Below are 19,759 nucleotides of genomic sequence, written 5' to 3'. Positions count from 1 at the left end.
TCGCCGATGCTCCGCATGGACTCCCTCCTCCGCCTTGCGATCGCACGCACCAGACGCCGCTCCCTGATCCGGCCTGATCCAAAAGACACGGCCTAGGCCCGGCGGGCGGCGAGGGCGAGGACGCGGCGGGCGCCGGTGACGACCGCCGGGTCCACGAAGCGGCCGTCGGGGAGGGCGAGCGCGCCCTCGGCGGCCTCCGCCGCCTTGACGACCTCCTCGGCCGCGGCGATCTCGTCGGCGGTCGGGAGGTAGGCCCGTTCGATGACGGGCAGTTGGCGGGGATGGATCGCGGCCCGGCCCAGGAAGCCCATCGCACGGCCCCGGGCGCATCCCTCGGCGAGGGCGTCCAGGTCGCGCACGTCCGGGTGGACGGACTGGACCGGCGGCGGCAGGCCGGCGGCCCGGGCGGCGACCACGACCCGGCCGCGCGGCCAGTCCAGCGCGCGGTCCTCCCGGACGCCCAGGTCGGCCCGGAGGTCCGCCTCGCCGAGGGCGATGCCGTGGACCGACGGATGGGCGGTGGCGATGGCGTAGGCGTGCTCCACGGCCAGGGCGTTCTCCAGGAGCGGATAGAGCGGAAGCCCCCGGGCGAGCTCGGCGATCCGGCCGATGTCAGTGGCGTGTGTCACCTTGGGAACACGGAGAGCGACGAGTCCGGGGAGGGACGCCAGGCATGGGATGTCGCGGGGTGCGTGGATGCGGACGTGGACGGGCACGGGCTGCGGGTCGGCGAGCAGTTCGGCGGTGGCGGCCAGGGCGTAGGCCCTGCGGTCCGGGGCCACCGCGTCCTCCAGGTCGACGATGACGACGTCGGCTCCGGAGGTGAGGGCCTTGCGCACGACCTCGGGGCGGTCACCGGGGGCGTAGAGCCAGGTCAGGGGAGGGGCGGCCGCTGGGTTCATACGGCTCCTTCGGCGCGCAGGGTGTCGATCTCGGCGGCGGTGAGGCCGAGTTCGGCGAGGAGCTCGGCGGTGTCGGCGCCGTGGGGGCGGCCGGCCCAGCGGATGGCGCCCGGGGTGTCGGAGAGCCGGAAGAGCACGTTCTGCATCCGGAGCGGGCCGAGTTCGGGGTCCGGGACCTCGGTGACGGTGCCGAGGGCCTGGAACTGGGGGTCGTCGAGGACGTCGCGGACGTCGTAGACGGGGGCGACGGCGGCCTCCGCCTTCTCGAAGGCGGCCATGACCTCGTCGCGGGTGCGCAGCGCGATCCAGGAGCCGACCGCCTCGTCGAGGACGTCGGTGTGTGCGGCCCGGCCGGTGCCGTCGGCGAACCAGGGTTCGTCGATCAGCTCCGGGCGGCCGACCAGCCGCAGTACGCGTTCGGCGATCGACTGGGCGGAGGTGGAGACGGCGACCCAGGAGCCGTCGGCGGTCCGGTAGGTGTTGCGCGGGGCGTTGTTGCGGGAGCGGTTGCCGGTGCGGGGCTGGACGTAGCCGAGCTGGTCGTACCAGAGGAGGTGGGGGCCGATGACGGAGAGCATCGGTTCGATGATGGCCATGTCGACGACCTGGCCCTGGCCGGTGGTGTGCCTCGCGGTGAGCGCGGTCATCACGGCGTACGCGGTGGCGAGGGCGGCGACGGAGTCGGCGAGGCCGAAGGGCGGCAGGGTGGGCGGGCCGTCCGGTTCGCCGGTGATCGCGGCGAAGCCGCTCATCGCCTCGGCGAGGGTGCCGAAGCCGGGGCGGTGGGAGTACGGGCCGAACTGGCCGAAGCCGGTGACGCGGGCCAGGACCAGGCGCGGGTTGACGGTGGAGAGCTCCTCCCAGCCGAGGCCCCAGCGTTCCAGGGTGCCGGGGCGGAAGTTCTCCACGATCACGTCGGCGTCGGCGGCGAGCCGCAGCAGGGTGGCGCGGCCGCCGGGGGTGGACAGATCGAGGGTCATGGTCCGCTTGTTGCGGCCCAGGACCTTCCACCACAGGCCGACGCCGTCCTTGGCGGGGCCGTGGCCGCGGGAGGGGTCGGGCTTGCGGGGGTGCTCGATCTTGACGACGTCGGCGCCGAAGTCGCCGAGCATCATCGCGGCGAGGGGGCCCGCGAAGAGGGTGGCGAGGTCGAGGACGCGCAGTCCGTGCAGGGGAGGAGTGGGGGCATCCGAGGCGGTGTCGGTGGCGGTGTCCGTGGCGGTGCTCATACGCGGTGGCCCTCCAGTTCCGCGGCGGCGGCGTCGATCTCGGTGCGGTACGGCATGGAGGTGGAGGCCCCCTCGCGCCGGACCGACAGCGAGGCGGCCGCCGACGCCCAGGCGAGGGCCTCCGGGGCGGGCCGGCCCTCCGTGAGGGCCACGGCGAGGGCGCCCACGAAGGTGTCGCCGGCGGCGGTGGTGTCCACGGCCCGGACCTGGGGTGCCGGCACGGTCACCGGGTCGGCGCCCCGGCTGGCGTAGAGGCAGCCGGCGGCCCCGAGGGTGACGACCACCTCGGGCACGTCGGCGAGCAGGGCGCGGGCGGCGGCGTGCGGGTCGGTGTGGCCGGTGAGGGCGGCGGCCTCGTGCTCGTTGGGCACCAAGACGTCGGTGACGGAGAGGAGTTCGCCGGGCAGGGCGCGGGCGGGGGCGGGGGTGAGGAGGGTGCGGACGCCCCGCTCGCGGGCGGCGCGGGCGCCTTCGACGACCACGGAGAGGGGGAGTTCGAGCTGGAGGAGCAGGGCGTCGGCGGTGGCGATCAGCGCCTCGTCGCCGTGGGTGAGGGAGGTGACGGTGCCGTTGGCGCCGGGGATGACGACGATCGCGTTGCCGCCCTCGTCGTCGACGACGATGTGGGCGGTGCCGGAGGGGCCTTCGACGGTGCGCAGCAGATCGGTGTCGACGCCGCTGTGTTCGAGGGCGGCGCGCAGCCGCAGGCCGAAGTCGTCGGCGCCGACCGCGCCGATCATCGACACCTCGGCGCCCGCGCGGGCGGCGGCGACGGCCTGGTTGGCGCCCTTGCCGCCGGGCACGGTGCGGAACTCGCGGCCGGTGACGGTCTCTCCGCGGGTGGGGGCCTTGGCCACGTAGGCCACGAGGTCCATGTTCGTGCTGCCGAGCACGACGATGCTGGTCATGGGCGTACTGCCTCCGAGTGCGTCAGTGCGGCCAGGGTGTCGAAGCCGATGCCGTCGAAGGACGGCACCGAGGTCGAGAGGCGGTTCTTGAGGGGGGTGGTCCAGCGTGCGGGCAGCCGGTCGGCCCGGCCGGCGAGCAGGCCCGCGACCGAACCGGCGGTGGCGCCGTTGGAGTCGGTGTCCCAGCCGCCGGAGACGGCCGCGCCGATGGAGCGCGTGAAGTCGCCGTCGGCGTGGGTGAGCGCGGCGGCGAGGAGGGCGGCGTTGGGCACGGCATGGACCCAGTGATACCCGCCGAACCGGGCGTGGAGCCGGTCGACGACGGTGTCGAAGTCGGGGGTCGCGCGGGCGGTCGTGATGCCCTCCCGTACGGCGCGGGCGAGGCGGGACTCCGGCGGTACGACGGACAGTCCGGCGGCCAGCGCCCGGTGGACGTCGGCGGTGCCGCCGGCGGCGGTGGCGAGGGTGGCGGCGACGAACATGGCGCCGTACACCCCGTTGCCGGTGTGGGTCAGCACGGCGTCCCGGTGGGCCTGCCGGGCGGCGGCGCCCGGGTCACCGGGGTGGGTCCAGCCGTGCACGTCGGCGCGGATCTGGGCGCCGATCCACTCGCGGAAGGGGTTGCGGCGGGTGGCGGTGCGGGGCGGTTCGACGCCGTCGAGGAGATTGCGGTAGGCGATCCGCTCGGCGGTGAAGGTGCGGCCCGCGGGCAGCTCGTCGAGCCAGAGCCGGGCGACGTCGGCGGTGGTGAAGTCGCGGCCGTGGCGGCTGAGGAGGAGCAGGTTGAGCAGGGCGTAGTTGAGGTCGTCGTCCTCGGGCATGCCGTCGATGTTCTCGGCGAGGGAGGTGGTGGCGGAGCGGCGGTTCCAGGGGTGGGCGGTGAGGAGGTCGGAGGGGACGCCGCGGGCCGTGAACCAGTCGGCGAGGGGCCAGTTGCCGGTGGCGCGGGCGAGGGCGCGGATGGCGGGCAGCGGGAGCTTCTCGACGGGTTTGCCGAGGAGGCAGCCGGCGGCGCGGCCGAGCCAGGCGGCGTGCAGGCGGTCCCTGAGGGCGTCGCCGTCCGTGACGCCGTCGCCCGTCGTCGAGGCGCCGTCGGCGGCGCCGGGGCTTTCGCCGGCGGGCGCTCCTTGTCGCCGCGCCGCGCGGGCGGAGGGCGGTTCCTCCGGCCAGTCGGGGCAGGCGGCGACGAGGGCGGCGAGGTCGGTGGGTTCCCGGTCGGCCAGGGGCGAGGGCAGTGCGGCCAGGGCGTCCAGGATCTCCTCGGCCAGGGGCCGCAGTTCCGGGCGCGGGGCCGGGGAGGCTCCGGCGGCCGGGGGCGCGGGCTGCCCGCCGGCCGCGTACCAGCGGGCGGCGAGGGCCCGGGCGTCCCGCCCGTCCTCGGCGGCCTGCCGCAGCTCGTGCCCCACCAGGTCCTCGGGCTGGACCCAGGTCAGCCGCAGGGCGCAGGCGACGGCGGGGCTCATCGGGAGGCGCCCGTCAGGGTGGCGTAGGCCGCTTCGTGGGCGCGGCGGCGGGCGGTGTCGCGGGTGAAGACCTCGTGCGCCACCTCGGCGAGGGCCCTGGCCGGGGCGTGCAGGTCGAGACGGCTGGCCTCGGAGACCTGTTTCGCCCATTCCGCGGGGACGGCGGACTCGCCGTGCAGGGCGCCGGCGATCGCGCCCGCCATGGTGGCGATGGAGTCGCAGTCGCGGCCGTAGTTGACCGCGCCGAGGACCGAGCGGCGGTAGTCGCCCTCGCCGACCAGGAGCATGCCGAGGGCGACCGGCAGTTCCTCGATGGCGTGGAGGCGGGAGGGGCGGCGGGCGTCGAGGGAGGGCGTGCGGTAGTCGGGGCCGACCGAGTCGAAGGGGGCGACGGCCCGGCGCAGCGGGGCGAGCGCGGTCTCGAAGTCGCGGTGGTCGGCGGCGACTTCGGTGACCGCCTCGATCGCGGCCCGGGTGCCGTCCTTGGCGAGGGAGAGGGCCGCGTCGACGACCGTGTGCGGGGTGGCGCCCGGGGCGCAGGCCGCGGCCACGGCCGCCGCGAAGACGCCGGCGGCCTCGCGTCCGTAACTGGACTGGTGGGCGCCCGCGAGGTCGATCGCCTCGGCGTAGGCGGCGGCCGGGTTCGCCGCGTTGACCAGGCCGACGGGGGCCATGTACATGGCGGCGCCGCAGTTCACGATGTTCCCGGTGCCGGCCTCGCGCGGGTCGGCGTGGCCGTAGTGGAGCCGGGTCACGATCCACTTCTCGGCGAGGAAGATCCGCTGGAGGGGGAGGGCCTCGGCCTCCAGTTCGGGGATCCAGACGGTGCGGCCGATGAGTTCGGGGACGAGGTGCTCGGCGACCGCGTACGCGTCGAGGTGGTCGCGGACCTTCTCGTACACCCGGATCAGGGCGTGGGTCATCAGGGTGTCGTCGGTGACGTGTCCGTCGCCCTTGTGGTACGGCGCGATGGGCCGGGCGGTGCGCCAGGCGTCGCCGTTCCAGGGCCCGACGATGCCGGTGACGCGGCCGCCGTGGCGTTCGACGATCTGCTCGGGGGTGTAGCCCTCGACGGGGCCGCCGAGGGCGTCGCCCACGGCGGCCCCGAGGAGACTGCCGGTGATCCGGTCATCCAGAGAAGGGATGCTTGGGTGGGTCATGCCGGAATTGTCCACCCGGAGTGGTCGGTTCCGTGGCTGCGAGCCGACCGGCGAGTTCGACCAGGTCCGTGCCCGCGAGCCGGGGCAGCGCGCAGCCCGCGAGGGTGCGGCACGCCTCCCGCCAGGTCGCCGGGATCGCGCCGCCGCCGCCCAGCGCGCCGGTGAGCGCGCCCGCGAGGGCGGGGGCCGAGTCGGCGACGCGGGAGAGGCAGGCCGCGGCCGGTACCGCCGCCGCCACCTCGCCGCGGGCGGCGAGCGCCAGGGCGAGGGCGACCGGGACCGTCTCGGCGGCGGCGATGCCGTAGCTGTAGACGTGGTCGACGATCTGGTGCTCCAGGAGCGGTACGAGCTCGAAGGCGGAGCCGGCGGTGTGGGCCAGCTTCACCGCGTACCGGCCGTTGCGGCCGATCTCCGTCGTGGGCGGAAGCTGGTCGAGCGCCGCCTCCATCGCCTCCTCCGGCGAGGCCCCGCCGACGGCGGCCGCGACCGCCGCCGCCGTCGCCCGGGCGCCGTGCACGCCGTCGCCGTCCTGGGTGTAGCGGGCGTCGAAGTCGGCGAGCTCGGCGGCCGCGGCCGGATCACCCGGGTGGGCCAGTGCGAGGACGGCGGCGCGGACGCAGGCGGCGTCGTCGAAGTAGTGCGGGTTGTCATGGCCGGTCGCGGGCGGGCGCAGCCCGGTGGCGAGGTTGCCGAGCCCGGCCCGTACGGAGATCCGGGCGCGCAGCGGCAGTACGGCGGACTCGACCTCCGGCGCGCGCTCGGCCGCGGCGGCGACCTGGCCGGCAAGGGAGTTCCAGGCGAGGTCGACGGCGGCGCGCAGGCGGCGCTCGGGGGCGAGGGTGCGGAACAGGGCCCCGTTCGCGGCGAGCAGCGCCTCGGCGGTGAACACCGCCCACTCGGCGTCGTCGGAAGGGCCGAGACGGAGGGGCTCGGGCGGCTGGTTGAGGGCGATGGGGACGGGCAGGGTGGTCGTCGCGTTCTGCTCGGCGAAGGTGTCGAGCTCGCGGGTGAGGCGCCGGGTCCACTCCGGCATGCGGGCGGCCCGGTGCCGCGCCGCGGGCCACCCCGCCGCGTCCCCCGCGGCGAGACCGAGGAGCACCCCCTCGATCCGGTCCCGCCCGGTCCCGGCCGCCCGCTCCCACCCGGCGCCCGGCACCGGCGCCCGGCGAAGGGCCGTGGCCGGGCCGTCCGGGGCCGTCGTCGCGTCGGTCTTCCGGTCCGGCTCGGTGGGGCACAGGGTGCCGTGCACCGTCGTCGTGTCCGCGCTCATGCCGTGTCCTCCTCCGGGGTCAGCAGGTCCGCGATGTCCAGGACGTGGTAGCCGCGCATCGAGGGGAGGCAGCTCCCGGTGACGGGGGAGATGGCCGAGGACCAGGCGTCCGGGATGGCGGCGGCGCCGCCGAACGCGCCCGCGAGGGCGCCCGCGACGGCGGCCGTGGTGTCGGCGTCGCGGCCCATGTTGACGGCGGTGAGGACCGAGGTGCGGAAGTCGCCCCGGGCCGCGGCGAAGGCGCCGAAGGCGAGGGCGACGGCCTCGGGGGCCAGGTCGGTCCAGGGGTAGCCGCCGATGACGACGGCCGAGCGGACCGTGCGCTCGCGGGTCAGCGGGTCGGGCTGGATCCGCTGCGCCGCCACCACCGCCCGGCGCATGGAGCGGGCGGTCCAGGAGTCCATCGGGACCACGGAGAGGGCGGCCGCGATGACCGAGGTGACCGAGGCGCCGCCCATCGCCGCCGCCACGCCCGCCGCGACGGCCTGGCCGCCGTAGATGCCCTCACCCTCGTGGCTGACGGTGCCGTCGATGGCGACCAGCCGGGCCGCCTCGGCCGGCCGCCCGGCGGCGAAGACGCCGAAGGGGGCGGCCCGCATGGCGAGGCCGTCGCTCCAGGCGTGCCGGTGCTGCGCGGAGATCGGCGCGGCCAGACCCCGGCGGAGGTTCTCCAGCGTGCCCCGCTCCGAGAAGCCCGCGCCCCGGAACGGGCCCTCGTCGAGGTCGGCGATCCAGTGGTGCCAGGCCCGTTCGACATGGGCCACGGTCAGGGCCGAGCCGTGCCGGGCGAGGAGGAGCCCGGAGAAGATGGCGTACTCGGTGTCGTCCGTGCCCGCCGGACGGTCCGTCACGAAGCCCTCGATACGGCCCCACCGGCGGCGGATCTCCGAGGGGCGCAGATTCTCGGCGGGCGCGCCGAGCGCGTCGCCGACCGCGAGTCCGAGCATCGCGCCCCGGGCGCGTTCGCGCACGCCCGTGACCGTCGTGCCAGCCACCATCTCTTGTCCCCTTTCGCGCTCCTCCCATCTGTGCCACGCGGGGCGCCCGACCCTTCACGGAAACGTTTCTGTCACCCGGGTGACAGCACGTCAGTGAGGGGAGCCATAGGTAGGCGGCCCTTACTAAGTACGGCCTGCCTTGCTGGCGCGCCCCTTACATCGGGCGTATTTTCGAGAGGTCGAAAGGGGGCGGACACGCCGAACCCACAGCACGGACAAGGGGAGAAGCATGTCCATCATCGAAGCCGTCGCACCACTGCACGAGGCGCACCGCGACAACCACACCCACCGCGACGTCAACGGCGGCTGGCTGCGCCCCGCCGTCTTCGGCGCGATGGACGGACTCGTCTCCAACCTCGCGCTCATGACCGGTGTCGCCGGCGGCGCCGTCTCCTCGCAGACCGTCGTGATCACCGGCCTCGCCGGACTCGCGGCCGGAGCCTTCTCCATGGCGGCCGGCGAATACACCTCGGTCGCCTCCCAGCGCGAGCTCGTCCAGGCCGAACTGGACGTGGAACGGCGCCAGTTGCGCAAGCACCCGATCGACGAGATGGAGGAGCTCGCCGCCCTCTACGTCTCCCGGGGCGTCGAGCCCGCGCTCGCCCGCGAGGTCGCCATGCAGTTGTCCCGCGACCCGGAGCAGGCCCTGGAGATCCACGCCCGCGAGGAGCTGGGCATCGACCCCGACGACCTGCCGTCGCCGGCGGTCGCCGCGGTCTCGTCCTTCGGGTCCTTCGCGCTGGGCGCGCTGCTCCCCGTCCTGCCGTACCTGCTCGGGGCGACCGCCCTGTGGCCGGCCGTGCTCCTCGCGCTCCTCGGGCTCTTCGCCTGCGGCGCGCTGGTGGCCCGGGTGACCGCGCGGAGCTGGTGGTTCAGCGGACTGCGCCAGCTCGTCCTCGGCGGCGCGGCGGCGGCCGTCACGTACGCCCTGGGCATGGCCTTCGGCGCGGCGCTCTAGGCGAAGCCCCGCCGCCCCCGTCGGCGGACGGCAGGTGTGCATTCCCGGCGGGCGGGGATACGCATCGACATGTCAACAGGCAATCCGCGCGAAACGGACGTCCCGCCGGGGGGCGGTCTCAAGAAGACGCTGACCACGCCCCTGCTGTTCTTCTTCATCCTCGGCGACGTCCTCGGCGCCGGCGTCTACGTCCTGGTGGGACAGATCGCCGCCGACGCCGGCGGGGCCGTATGGGTGCCTCTCGTCGTGGCTCTGCTGCTGGCTCTGCTCACCGCCGCCTCCTACGCCGAGCTGGCGACGAAGTACCCCCGGTCGGGAGGGGCGTCCCACTACGCCACCCGGGCCTTCGGTCCGTTCATCGGCTTCGTCGCCGGCTTCTGCATGCTCACGGCCGGGATCGTCTCGGTCGCGGCACTCGCCCGGGGGTTCGGCGGCGAGTACCTGTCCGCGTTCGTGACGCTGCCCGTCGGGCTCGTCGCCGTGCTGTTCCTGATCGTCCTCGCCCTGGTCAACGCGCGGGGCATCAAGGAGTCCACCCGCGCCAACGTCGTCGCCACCGTCATCGAGGTCGGCGGGCTGCTCGTCGTCGTCGCGCTGGGCGGGTGGCTGCTGCTGAGGGGCGACGCCGACCCCGGGCGGCTCGTCCGGCTCGGTACGCCCGAGAAGGGCGCCGCGGCCGCCGTGCTGAGCGGCTCCGTGCTCGCGTACTACTCCTTCGTCGGGTTCGAGACCTCCGTGAACGTCGCGGAGGAGACCCGCGACCCGCGCCGCTCCTATCCGCGCGCCCTGTTCGGCGCCCTCGTCGCCGCGGGTGCCGTGTACGCGCTGGTGGGCGTCGCCGCCTCGGCGGCCGTACCGACGGAGAGGCTGGTCGCGTCCAGCGGGCCGCTGCTGGAAGTGGTCAAGGCCGCGGGCGGGGTCCCGCTGTGGCTGTTCAGCGCCATCGCCCTCGTCGCGGTCGCCAACGGCGCGCTGCTCACCGGCATCATGTCGTCCCGTCTCGCCTACGGCATGGCGCGGGACGGGCTGCTGCCGGCCTCGCTGTCCCGGGTGCTGCCCCGCCGCGGCACGCCCTGGGTGGCCATCGCGGTCACCACGGCCGCGGCGATGCTGCTGGCCCTCACCGGAGGCGTCGCCGACCTGGCGTCCACCCTCGTGCTGCTGCTCCTCGTCGTCTTCCTCATCGTCAACACCGCCGTCCTCGTGCTGCGCCGGGACACCGGAGCCGGGGACCACTTCCGGGCCCCGACCCTCCTCCCGGTGCTCGGCATCGCCTCCTGCGTCCTGCTCGCCACCCAGATCGAGGCCCAGGTGTGGGTGAGGGGCCTGCTCGTCCTGGCGGTCGGCCTCGTCCTCGCCGCCGTGGCCGTGGGGCGGGGCCGGAAGCGCGCCGACGAGCCCCGGCGCTGTGACGTACATCCCTGAGCGGATCCGCCGTTCCGGTGCGACACTATGCAGGACGCCACATAACTAGCCGGTTACCGGACGGTTTCGAATCCTCGGCCACCGGGGATGAGGCATAAGCGCCGCGGGCAATGAGGCCCGCTCCACGACGGGTCGCCGGAGTGCCCCGAACCACCCCCCGAGTCACCCCGGACCACTCGATCCGTCCCCCACGAGAACGCCGCCGTTCCCGTGTCACACCGCTGGAGAATCGCAACCGCCCGTATCGGTGGTGTCCGCATGCTGGAATGAGCTATCCGCTTCCCGAGAAGCCAGCCATCATGTAACCTGCACGAAATTTCGCGGAGGGCCAACGTCGTCCCTCGGCTGCTGTATATGCCACGACGACGACGGGAGAGCCGATGCGTTCCGACGCCTGGTCGCCCATGGACGGTCGCCCCGCTCCGCAGGGGATGTACGACCCCCGTAACGAACACGACGCCTGTGGCGTCGGGTTCGTGGCCACCCTCACCGGTGTTGCCAGCCACACCCTGGTCGAGCAGGCGCTGACCGTACTGCGCAACCTCGAGCACCGCGGCGCCACCGGCTCCGAGCCCGACTCCGGAGACGGCGCCGGCATCCTGCTCCAGGTCCCCGACGCCTTCCTCCGCGAGGTCACCGACTTCCCGCTCCCCGCCGCCGGCTCCTACGCCGTGGGCATCGCCTTCCTCCCTGCCGACGGCTCCGCACAGGCCGTCTCGCAGATCGAGACGATCGCCCGCGAAGAGGGACTGGACGTCCTCGGCTGGCGCGAGGTCCCCGTCGCCCCCGAGCTGCTCGGCGCCTCCGCCCGCTCCACCATGCCGGTCTTCCGCCAGCTCTTCGTCGCCGACGGCGCCGGCCAGGCCACCGGCATCGCGCTCGACCGCAAGGCATTCGTCCTGCGCAAGCGCGCCGAGCGCCAGGCCGGGACCTACTTCCCGTCGCTCTCCGCCCGCACCATCGTCTACAAGGGCATGCTGACCACCGGCCAGCTCGAGCCCTTCTTCCCGGACCTGTCGGACCGCCGCTGCGCCTCCGCCGTGGCCCTGGTCCACTCCCGGTTCTCCACCAACACCTTCCCGAGCTGGCCGCTGGCCCACCCGTACCGCTTCGTCGCCCACAACGGTGAGATCAACACCGTCAAGGGCAACCGGAACTGGATGACCGCCCGCGAGGCCCAGCTCGTCTCGGACGTCTTCGGCGAGGGCTCCCTGGAGCGGATCTTCCCGATCTGCACCCCCGACGCCTCCGACTCCGCCTCCTTCGACGAGGTCCTGGAGCTGCTCCACCTCGGCGGCCGCTCGCTGCCGCACGCGGTCCTGATGATGGTCCCCGAGGCGTGGGAGAACCACGACTCCATGGACCCGGCCCGCCGCGCCTTCTACCAGTACCACTCCACGATGATGGAGCCCTGGGACGGCCCCGCCTGCGTCACCTTCACCGACGGCGTCCAGGTCGGCGCGGTCCTCGACCGCAACGGCCTGCGCCCCGGCCGCTACTGGGTCACCGACGAGGGCCTCGTCGTCCTCTCCTCCGAGGTCGGCGTCCTCGACATCGACCCCGCCAAGGTCGTCCGCAAGGGCCGCCTCCAGCCCGGCAAGATGTTCCTCGTCGACACCGCCGAGCACCGCATCATCGAGGACGACGAGATCAAGGCCGCCCTCGCCGCCGAGAAGCCGTACGCGGAGTGGCTGGAGACCGGCGAGATCGAGCTCTCCGACCTCCCCGAGCGCGAGCACATCGTGCACACCCACGCCTCGGTCACCCGCCGCCAGCAGACCTTCGGCTACACCGAGGAAGAGCTCCGCGTCATCCTCGCCCCGATGGCCCGCACCGGCGCCGAGCCGATCGGCTCCATGGGCACGGACTCGCCCATCGCGGCCCTTTCCGAGCGCCCCCGGCTGCTCTTCGACTACTTCACCCAGCTCTTCGCGCAGGTCACCAACCCGCCGCTGGACGCCATCCGCGAGGAGCTCGTCACCTCGCTGCGCTCCTCGCTCGGCCCCCAGGGCAACCTGCTCGACCCGACCGCCGCGTCCTGTCGCAGCGTCACCCTGCCCTTCCCGGTGATCGACAACGACGAGCTGGCCAAGCTCATCCACATCAACCACGACGGCGACATGCCCGGCATGAAGGCCGCCACCCTCTCCGGCCTCTACCGGGTCTCCGGCGGCGGCGACGCGCTCGCCGCCCGCATCGAGGAGATCTGCGCCGAGGCCGACGCGGCGATCGAGGGCGGCGCCCGCCTGATCGTCCTGTCCGACCGGCACTCCGACGCCGAGCACGCGCCGATCCCGTCGCTGCTGCTCACCGCGGCCGTCCACCACCACCTCATCCGCACCAAGCAGCGCACCATGGTGGGCCTGCTCGTCGAGGCCGGCGACGTCCGCGAGGTCCACCACGTGGCCCTCCTCATCGGCTACGGCGCCGCCGCGGTCAACCCGTACCTGGCGATGGAGACCGTCGAGGACCTGGTCCGCGCCGGCACCTTCATCGAGGGCCTGGAGCCCGAGCAGGCCATCCGCAACCTGATCTACGCCCTCGGCAAGGGCGTCCTCAAGGTCATGTCCAAGATGGGCATCTCCACCGTCGCCTCCTACCGCGGCGCCCAGGTCTTCGAGGCCGTCGGCCTCGACACCGCCTTCGTCGAGAAGTACTTCAACGGCACCGCCACCAAGATCGGCGGCGCGGGGCTCGACGTCATCGCCCAGGAGGTCGCCGCCCGCCACGCCAAGGCGTACCCCGTCTCCGGCGTCGCCTCCGCGCACCGTGCCCTGGACATCGGCGGCGAGTACCAGTGGCGCCGCGAGGGCGAGCCGCACCTCTTCGACCCCGAGACCGTCTTCCGCCTCCAGCACGCCACGCGCTCCAAGCGGTACGACATCTTCAAGAAGTACACGCAGCGCGTCGACGAGCAGTCCGAGCGGCTGATGACGCTCCGCGGCCTCTTCGGCTTCAAGAGCGACCGGCCCTCCATCCCGATCGACGAGGTCGAGCCGGTCTCGGAGATCGTCAAGCGCTTCTCCACCGGCGCCATGTCGTACGGCTCCATCTCCAAGGAGGCGCACGAGACCCTCGCCATCGCCATGAACCAGCTCGGTGGCAAGTCCAACACCGGCGAGGGCGGCGAGGACCCGGACCGCCTCTACGACCCGGCGCGCCGCTCCGCGATCAAGCAGGTCGCCTCCGGACGCTTCGGCGTCACCAGCGAGTACCTGGTCAACGCGGACGACATCCAGATCAAGATGGCCCAGGGCGCCAAGCCCGGCGAGGGCGGCCAGTTGCCCGGCCACAAGGTCTACCCGTGGGTCGCCAAGACCCGGCACAGCACCCCCGGCGTGGGCCTGATCTCCCCGCCGCCGCACCACGACATCTACTCCATCGAGGACCTGGCCCAGCTCATCCACGACCTCAAGAACGCCAACCCGCGGGCCCGCATCCACGTGAAGCTGGTCTCCGAGGTCGGCGTCGGCACGGTCGCGGCCGGCGTGTCCAAGGCCCACGCGGACGTCGTGCTCATCTCCGGCCACGACGGCGGTACGGGTGCCTCGCCGCTCACCTCGCTCAAGCACGCGGGCGGCCCCTGGGAGCTCGGCCTCGCCGAGACCCAGCAGACCCTGCTGCTCAACGGCCTGCGCGACCGGATCGTCGTCCAGACCGACGGCCAGCTCAAGACCGGCCGTGACGTCGTCATCGCCGCGCTGCTCGGCGCCGAGGAGTTCGGCTTCGCGACCGCGCCGCTCGTCGTCTCCGGCTGCGTCATGATGCGCGTCTGCCACCTCGACACCTGCCCGGTCGGCATCGCCACCCAGAACCCGGTGCTGCGCGAGCGCTTCTCCGGCAAGGCCGAGTTCGTCGTCAACTTCTTCGAGTTCATCGCCGAGGAGGTCCGCGAGCTCCTCGCCGAGCTGGGCTTCCGCACCCTGGAAGAGGCCGTCGGCCACGCCGAGCTCATCGACACCAGCCGCGCCGTCACCCACTGGAAGGCGCAGGGCCTCGACCTGGAGCCGCTCTTCCACGTGCCCGAGCTGCCCGAGGGCGCGGTCCGCCACGCCCTGATCGAGCAGGACCACGGCCTGGAGAAGGCCCTCGACAACGAGCTGATCCAGCTCGCCGCCGAGGCACTGAACGCCGAGTCCGCCGAGACCGCCCAGCCGGTCCGCGCCCAGGTCCCGATCCGCAACATCAACCGGACCGTCGGCACCATGCTCGGCCACCACGTGACGAAGAAGTTCGGCGGCGCGGGCCTGCCCGCCGACACCATCGACATCACCTTCACGGGCTCCGCCGGCCAGTCCTTCGGCGCCTTCCTGCCGGCCGGTGTCACCCTCCGCCTGGAGGGCGACGCCAACGACTACGTCGGCAAGGGCCTCTCCGGCGGCCGCGTGATCGTCCGCCCCGACCGGGGCGCCGACCACCTGGCCGAGTACTCCACCATCGCGGGCAACACCATCGCGTACGGAGCCACCGGCGGCGAGCTGTTCCTGCGCGGCCGCACCGGCGAGCGCTTCTGCGTCCGCAACTCCGGCGCGCTGGTCGTCTCCGAGGGCGTGGGCGACCACGGCTGCGAGTACATGACCGGCGGCACGGCGGTCGTCCTCGGCGAGACGGGACGCAACTTCGCGGCCGGCATGTCCGGTGGCGTGGCCTACGTCATCGACCTCGACCGGGACAACGTCAACGCCGGCAACGTCGGAGCGATCGAGGCGCTGTCGGACACCGACGGGGCGTGGCTGCACGACGTCGTGCGCCGCCACCACGAGGAGACCGGCTCGACCGTGGCCGAGAAGCTCCTCGCCGACTGGGACGCGGCGGTGAGCCGCTTCAGCAAGATCATCCCCACCACGTACAAGGCAGTGCTCGCCGCCAAGGACGCCGCTGAGCTCGCCGGTCTCTCCGAGGCCGAGACCACCGAGAAGATGATGGAGGCGGCGACCCATGGCTGATCCGAAGGGCTTTCTCACCACCGGCCGCGAGGTCGCCAAGACCCGTCCCGTGGCCGAGCGCGTCAAGGACTGGAACGAGGTCTACGTACCCGGCTCCCTGCTGCCGATCATCGGCAAGCAGGCCGGCCGGTGCATGGACTGCGGCATCCCGTTCTGCCACAACGGCTGCCCGCTGGGGAACCTGATCCCCGAGTGGAACGACTACGCCTACCGCGAGGACTGGTCGGCGGCCTCCGAGCGGCTGCACGCCACCAACAACTTCCCGGAGTTCACCGGCCGTCTGTGCCCGGCTCCGTGCGAGGCGGCGTGCGTGCTCGGCATCAACCAGCCGGCCGTCACCATCAAGAACGTCGAGGTCTCGATCATCGACAAGGCGTGGGACGGCGGCGACGTCCGGCCGCAGGCCCCCGAGCGCCTCTCCGGCAAGACCGTCGCCGTGATCGGCTCGGGCCCGGCGGGTCTCGCCGCCGCCCAGCAGCTCACCCGGGCCGGCCACACCGTGGTCGTGTACGAGCGGGCCGACCGCATCGGCGGACTGCTGCGCTACGGCATCCCCGAGTTCAAGATGGAGAAGCGGCACATCAACCGCCGCATCGAGCAGATGCGCGCGGAGGGCACCAAGTTCCGCACCGGCATCGAGATCGGCCGCGACCTGACGGCGACGGACCTGCGCAAGCGGTTCGACGCGGTCGTGGTCGCCGCCGGCGCCACCACCGCCCGCGACCTGCCCGTGCCGGGCCGCGAACTCAAGGGCATCCACCAGGCGATGGAGTACCTGCCGCTCGCCAACAAGGTCGTCGAGGGCGACTTCGTCTCCTCGCCGATCTCCGCCGAGGGCAAGCACGTCGTCGTCATCGGCGGCGGCGACACCGGCGCCGACTGCGTCGGCACCGCCCACCGCCAGGGCGCGGCCTCCGTCACGCAACTGGAGATCATGCCGAAGCCGGGCGAGGAGCGGAGCGCCGGCCAGCCCTGGCCGACCTTCCCCATGCTCTACAAGGTCACCTCGGCGCACGAGGAGGGCGGCGAGCGGGTCTACTCCGTCTCCACCACCCACTTCGAGGGCGACGAGGACGGCAACGTCCAGTTCCTGCACCTCGTCGAGGTCGAGTTCGTCGACGGCAAGCTGACCCAGAAGCCGGGCACCGAGCGGAAGATCCCCGCCCAGCTCGTCACGCTCGCCATGGGCTTCACCGGCACGGACGTGGAGAACGGCCTGGTCGCGCAGTTTGGTCTGGACCTCGACGAGCGGGGTAACATCGCCCGTGACGCGGACTTCGCCACCAACGTCGATGGTGTCTTCGTCGCCGGTGACGCCGGCCGTGGTCAGTCCCTGATCGTCTGGGCCATCGCGGAGGGCCGCTCGGCCGCCCGCGGCGTGGACCGCTACCTGACGGGCGCCAGCTCCCTGCCGGCCCCGATCCGCCCGACGGACCGTGCCCTGACGGTCTGATCCCGCCGGATCACCCCCTGAACGTCCCGTACAACGACGTACGGAACTGAGCGCGGCGCTCGCCCCACCTGTCCCCGACCGGACTGACCGGGCGAGCGCCGCGGCGCGTTCCGGTGCGGTGACTGCTTGCTCGGCGGGGGCGGCCGTCCGCGCGGCGGAGGTCACGTCACTGCATGCTCATGCGGTGCGGGTGGGAGGGATCGGTGGGGCAGACGAAGGCGCGGTACTCGCCGTCGCGGCCGACCTTGACCGCGGTCGGTGTGTCCGGTGACGGGAACGGGCCCCAGCTTCCCTCGGCCGCGTGCGACTCGTACGAGTCGATGGTCAGCAGCACCCGCATCTCCGTGCCGCAGGCGTCGCAGTACACGCGGACCAGATCCGTCGTGTGCCAGGAGTCCCAGCCGCCGATCTTCCAGCCGGGAGCGAGGGAGAGGTCGTACTGGTACCAGGGCGCCGCGTCGCCGATCCTGGCCCGCAGTTCGTCCTCCCACGCCTCGATGCGGCGACCGAGCTCCTCGGGCAGGTAGTCCACGTACGGGTACTCCACGACCTGCTCCGGGCGGAGCACACAGGGCTCCGGGAGGTACCGGCCCCGTCCGGCGACCGCCGGTTCGGGCATGACGGCGAGCGGCTCGGTGACGTCGGCCGCCCGGCGCCAGTACAGCCGGGTGTACGGGCCGAAATGGCTGAACGGCCCGTCCGCGTGTTCGTAGTACGGGCACCACAGCACGTGGAGCAGGTCCGTGCCCGGCGGGGCGAACGGCGCCAGGTCCGGTATGTCCCGCGCGTAGAACTGGGCGAGGGCGAGGAGGGGCGACGGGCCGCCCTCGTGACGGTCCGGCTGGTGCCAGGGTTCGGCGGACAGCGCATCGAGTTCGGCCCGCTCCTCGTCGGTGTACGCGAGCCCGCCGTCCTCCGTGCGCGGCCGGGCGTCCACCTCCCGCAGGATGCGGCGGTAGCGCCGCTCGCGCTCCGGCGCGATGCCCGGCGTCCCCGGACCGTGCTCCCCGCACACCGGCCACTCCTCGTCCGCCGGCCACAGCAGCGGTCCGCCCACCGAACTGTCCGCGGCCGTCGGGGACCCGGGGATCGGGTGGAGGCGCGTGGCGGTGCGGGCCCAGGCCCGCAGTTCGGGGAAGGGGATCGTGATGTCGAGGGGGCGGTACGGGGTGTGGATGCTCACCCGGGGAGGGTAGCCAGTCGGGCGGCCGCCCCGTCCAGTGCTTTTGCCGGCCTCCGGCGGCGGGCCGGGGCCGCCGTAAGCTGCAGTCCGTGGCGGACACGGCCGACGTGGCGGACGTCGTGCCCAACGGACGTCGAGGAGCTGGAGAGGAGCCACCCATGGCCCTGAGCCTGAGCAAGGTGGAGGAGCGCGCGCCCGCGCTCGTCAGCCTCTACAAGTCGGCCGGGGAGTCGGTCCGCCGGTACGGCATCGAGGGGCAGCGGGTCGCGGTCTATCTCGTCCTCGACTACTCGGGCTCGATGAAGCCCTACTACGCGAACGGCACCGTCCAGGCCCTGGCCGACCGGGTGCTCGGGCTCTCGGCACACCTGGACGACGACGGGCGGGTGCCGGTGGTGTTCTTCTCCACCGGCATCGACTGCGAGACCGACATCGAACTCGCCGACCACCAGGGCCGGATCGACCGGATCGTCGCCGGCCTCGGGCACATGGGGAAGACCAGCTACCACCTCGCCATGGACGCGGTCATCGACCACTACCTCGACAGCGGCACCACCGCGCCCGCGCTCGTCGTCTTCCAGACCGACGGCGGGCCGATCAACAAGCTCGCCGCCGAACGCTACGTGTGCAAGGCCGCCCGGCTCCCACTGTTCTGGCAGTTCGTCGGCTTCGGCGACCCGGGCAGCCGGCAGTTCGAGTTCCTGCGCCGGCTCGACGAGCTTGCGGTGCCGGCCCGGCGGCCGGTCGACAACTCCGGCTTCTTCCACGCCGGCCAGGACCCGCGCCGGCTCCCGGACGCGGAGCTCTACGACCGGCTGGTCGCCGACTTCCCGGCCTGGCTCGCCGCCGCCCGCGCCCAGGGCATCGTCCGCGGCTGACCCCGGCTCCTCAGGAGGCGTCCTCCCCGGCGGCCGCGGCGAGTCGCGCGAACTGCTCGTCGCTCAGCCGGACGCCGAGCGCCCCCATGTTCTCCTTCAGGTGGCGCTCCGAGGACGTGCCGGGGATCGGGACGACGTGCGGCCCGCGGCGCAGCAGCCAGGCGAGCGCCGTCTGCGCGGGCGTCGCGCCGACCTCCCGGGCCACCCGGGCGACCGGCCCGTCCGGCCCCGCGTGCCCGCCCATGGCGATCGGGAAGAACGGCACGAACGCGATGCCGCGCCCCGCCGTGTGGTCGACCACCGGGTCGTGCCCCCGGTCCGCGAGGTTGTACAGGTTCTGCACGGCCGCGACCGGCGCCGTCCGCTCGGCCTCCACGAGCTGCTCCACGGTCACCTCCGAGAGCCCGATGTGCCGCACCTTCCCCTCCTCCTGAAGGCCCTTCAGGGCGCCGAGCTGCTCGGCGACCGGGTAGTCCGGGTCCAGGCGGTGCAGGTAGAGCAGGTCGATCCGCTCCGTCCCCAGCCGGCGCAGGCTCAGCTCGGTCTGCTGGCGCAGATACGCGGGGTGGCCGAGCGGCACCCACTCGGTGGGGGAGGGGCGCAGGTTGCCGACCTTGGTGGCGACGGCGACCTCGTCCCCGTACGGCCGCAGCGCCTCGGCGAGCAGTTCCTCGCCCGCGCCGAGGGCGTACGCGTCGGCCGTGTCGAAGAGGTTCACCCCGGACTCGACGGCGGTGCGCAGCAGCCGCAGCGCGGCCGGCCGGTCGGCGGGCCCGGTCCAGATCCGGGCCTCGGGCCCGGTGGGGTCGCCGGGGCCGTCGGCGAGCCGCATCGCGCCGTAACCGATGCGGCGGACCGGAAGGTCGCCGCCGATGTGGAATACGTTGGGGTCGTGGAGGAGTTCGGTGCCGCGCGTGGCGTTCGTGGAGTGCGTGTCGTTCGTCATGGCGGCGACGCTAGGAGCTCACATCCATGTGAGCTTCAAG

The 19,759-nt window shown here is 73.5% G+C and carries 14 protein-coding genes; 5 read left to right on the top strand and 9 right to left on the bottom strand.

Annotated elements, in window-relative coordinates; all coding sequences use genetic code 11:
• Nucleotides 1-92: 92 nt before the first annotated feature.
• From ABZ135_RS34335 to ABZ135_RS34305, 7 genes are read right to left on the bottom strand one after another with little or no spacing between them, the layout of a single operon-like run.
• The gene (locus ABZ135_RS34335) at nt 93-902 is read right to left on the bottom strand and encodes an aldolase/citrate lyase family protein (protein ID WP_356701545.1); all 810 of its coding nucleotides are present in this window, start codon (nt 900-902) and stop codon (nt 93-95) included.
• Complete coding sequence (locus tag ABZ135_RS34330; RefSeq protein WP_356701543.1) at nt 899-2,131, bottom strand: CoA transferase; 1,233 nt, start codon at nt 2,129-2,131, stop codon at nt 899-901. The genes ABZ135_RS34335 and ABZ135_RS34330 overlap by 4 nt, the downstream gene beginning before the upstream one ends.
• Nucleotides 2,128-3,039 (bottom strand): ribokinase, encoded by a 912-nt coding sequence (gene rbsK / locus ABZ135_RS34325; protein ID WP_356701541.1) that lies wholly within the window; start codon nt 3,037-3,039, stop codon nt 2,128-2,130. The genes ABZ135_RS34330 and rbsK overlap by 4 nt, the downstream gene beginning before the upstream one ends.
• Complete coding sequence (locus ABZ135_RS34320; protein ID WP_356701539.1) at nt 3,036-4,502, bottom strand: ADP-ribosylglycohydrolase family protein; 1,467 nt, start codon at nt 4,500-4,502, stop codon at nt 3,036-3,038. Before ABZ135_RS34320 ends, rbsK begins: the two co-directional genes overlap by 4 nt.
• A complete protein-coding gene (locus tag ABZ135_RS34315) occupies nt 4,499-5,662 on the bottom strand; it encodes an ADP-ribosylglycohydrolase family protein (RefSeq protein WP_356701537.1) in 1,164 nt (387 codons plus the stop codon). Before ABZ135_RS34315 ends, ABZ135_RS34320 begins: the two co-directional genes overlap by 4 nt.
• Nucleotides 5,631-6,932, bottom strand: a complete 1,302-nt coding sequence (locus ABZ135_RS34310) for an ADP-ribosylglycohydrolase family protein (protein ID WP_356701536.1) — start codon at nt 6,930-6,932, stop codon at nt 5,631-5,633. Before ABZ135_RS34310 ends, ABZ135_RS34315 begins: the two co-directional genes overlap by 32 nt.
• Nucleotides 6,929-7,930, bottom strand: coding sequence for an ADP-ribosylglycohydrolase family protein (locus tag ABZ135_RS34305; RefSeq protein ID WP_356701534.1), 1,002 nt, complete (start codon nt 7,928-7,930; stop codon nt 6,929-6,931). Before ABZ135_RS34305 ends, ABZ135_RS34310 begins: the two co-directional genes overlap by 4 nt.
• 229 nt (nt 7,931-8,159) lie before the next feature.
• Between ABZ135_RS34305 and ABZ135_RS34300 the strand changes: the two genes are divergently transcribed.
• The 4 genes from ABZ135_RS34300 (at nt 8,160) to ABZ135_RS34285 (ending at nt 16,712) form a co-directional block, all read left to right on the top strand.
• The gene (locus ABZ135_RS34300) at nt 8,160-8,888 is read left to right on the top strand and encodes a VIT1/CCC1 transporter family protein (RefSeq protein WP_356701533.1); all 729 of its coding nucleotides are present in this window, start codon (nt 8,160-8,162) and stop codon (nt 8,886-8,888) included.
• A gap of 69 nt (nt 8,889-8,957) precedes the next feature.
• A complete protein-coding gene (locus ABZ135_RS34295; protein WP_356701531.1) occupies nt 8,958-10,313 on the top strand; it encodes an APC family permease in 1,356 nt (451 codons plus the stop codon).
• 380 nt (nt 10,314-10,693) lie between these two features.
• Nucleotides 10,694-15,259 (top strand): glutamate synthase large subunit, encoded by a 4,566-nt coding sequence (gene gltB, locus ABZ135_RS34290; protein WP_356701529.1) that lies wholly within the window; start codon nt 10,694-10,696, stop codon nt 15,257-15,259.
• Nucleotides 15,252-16,712 (top strand): glutamate synthase subunit beta, encoded by a 1,461-nt coding sequence (locus ABZ135_RS34285; protein ID WP_356701527.1) that lies wholly within the window; start codon nt 15,252-15,254, stop codon nt 16,710-16,712. The genes gltB and ABZ135_RS34285 overlap by 8 nt, the downstream gene beginning before the upstream one ends.
• 166 nt (nt 16,713-16,878) lie before the next feature.
• Here the strand turns inward: ABZ135_RS34285 and ABZ135_RS34280 are convergent, their stop codons facing one another.
• Nucleotides 16,879-17,895: a hypothetical protein gene (locus ABZ135_RS34280; RefSeq protein WP_356701525.1), complete on the bottom strand. Its 1,017-nt coding sequence runs from the start codon at nt 17,893-17,895 to the stop codon at nt 16,879-16,881.
• Nucleotides 17,896-18,053: 158 nt separating this feature from the next.
• Between ABZ135_RS34280 and ABZ135_RS34275 the strand changes: the two genes are divergently transcribed.
• Nucleotides 18,054-18,773 (top strand): VWA domain-containing protein, encoded by a 720-nt coding sequence (locus tag ABZ135_RS34275; RefSeq protein ID WP_356701523.1) that lies wholly within the window; start codon nt 18,054-18,056, stop codon nt 18,771-18,773.
• A 10-nt stretch (nt 18,774-18,783) separates the two neighbouring features.
• Here the strand turns inward: ABZ135_RS34275 and ABZ135_RS34270 are convergent, their stop codons facing one another.
• Nucleotides 18,784-19,719, bottom strand: a complete 936-nt coding sequence (locus ABZ135_RS34270) for an aldo/keto reductase (protein WP_356701522.1) — start codon at nt 19,717-19,719, stop codon at nt 18,784-18,786.
• Nucleotides 19,720-19,759 lie beyond the last annotated feature (40 nt).

The organism is Streptomyces sp. NPDC006339 (genome assembly GCF_040612775.1).
Classification (GTDB): domain Bacteria; phylum Actinomycetota; class Actinomycetes; order Streptomycetales; family Streptomycetaceae; genus Streptomyces.
The sequence above is the reverse complement of the archived record's forward strand: the minus strand, read 5'-3'. Positions and strand labels throughout refer to the sequence as shown.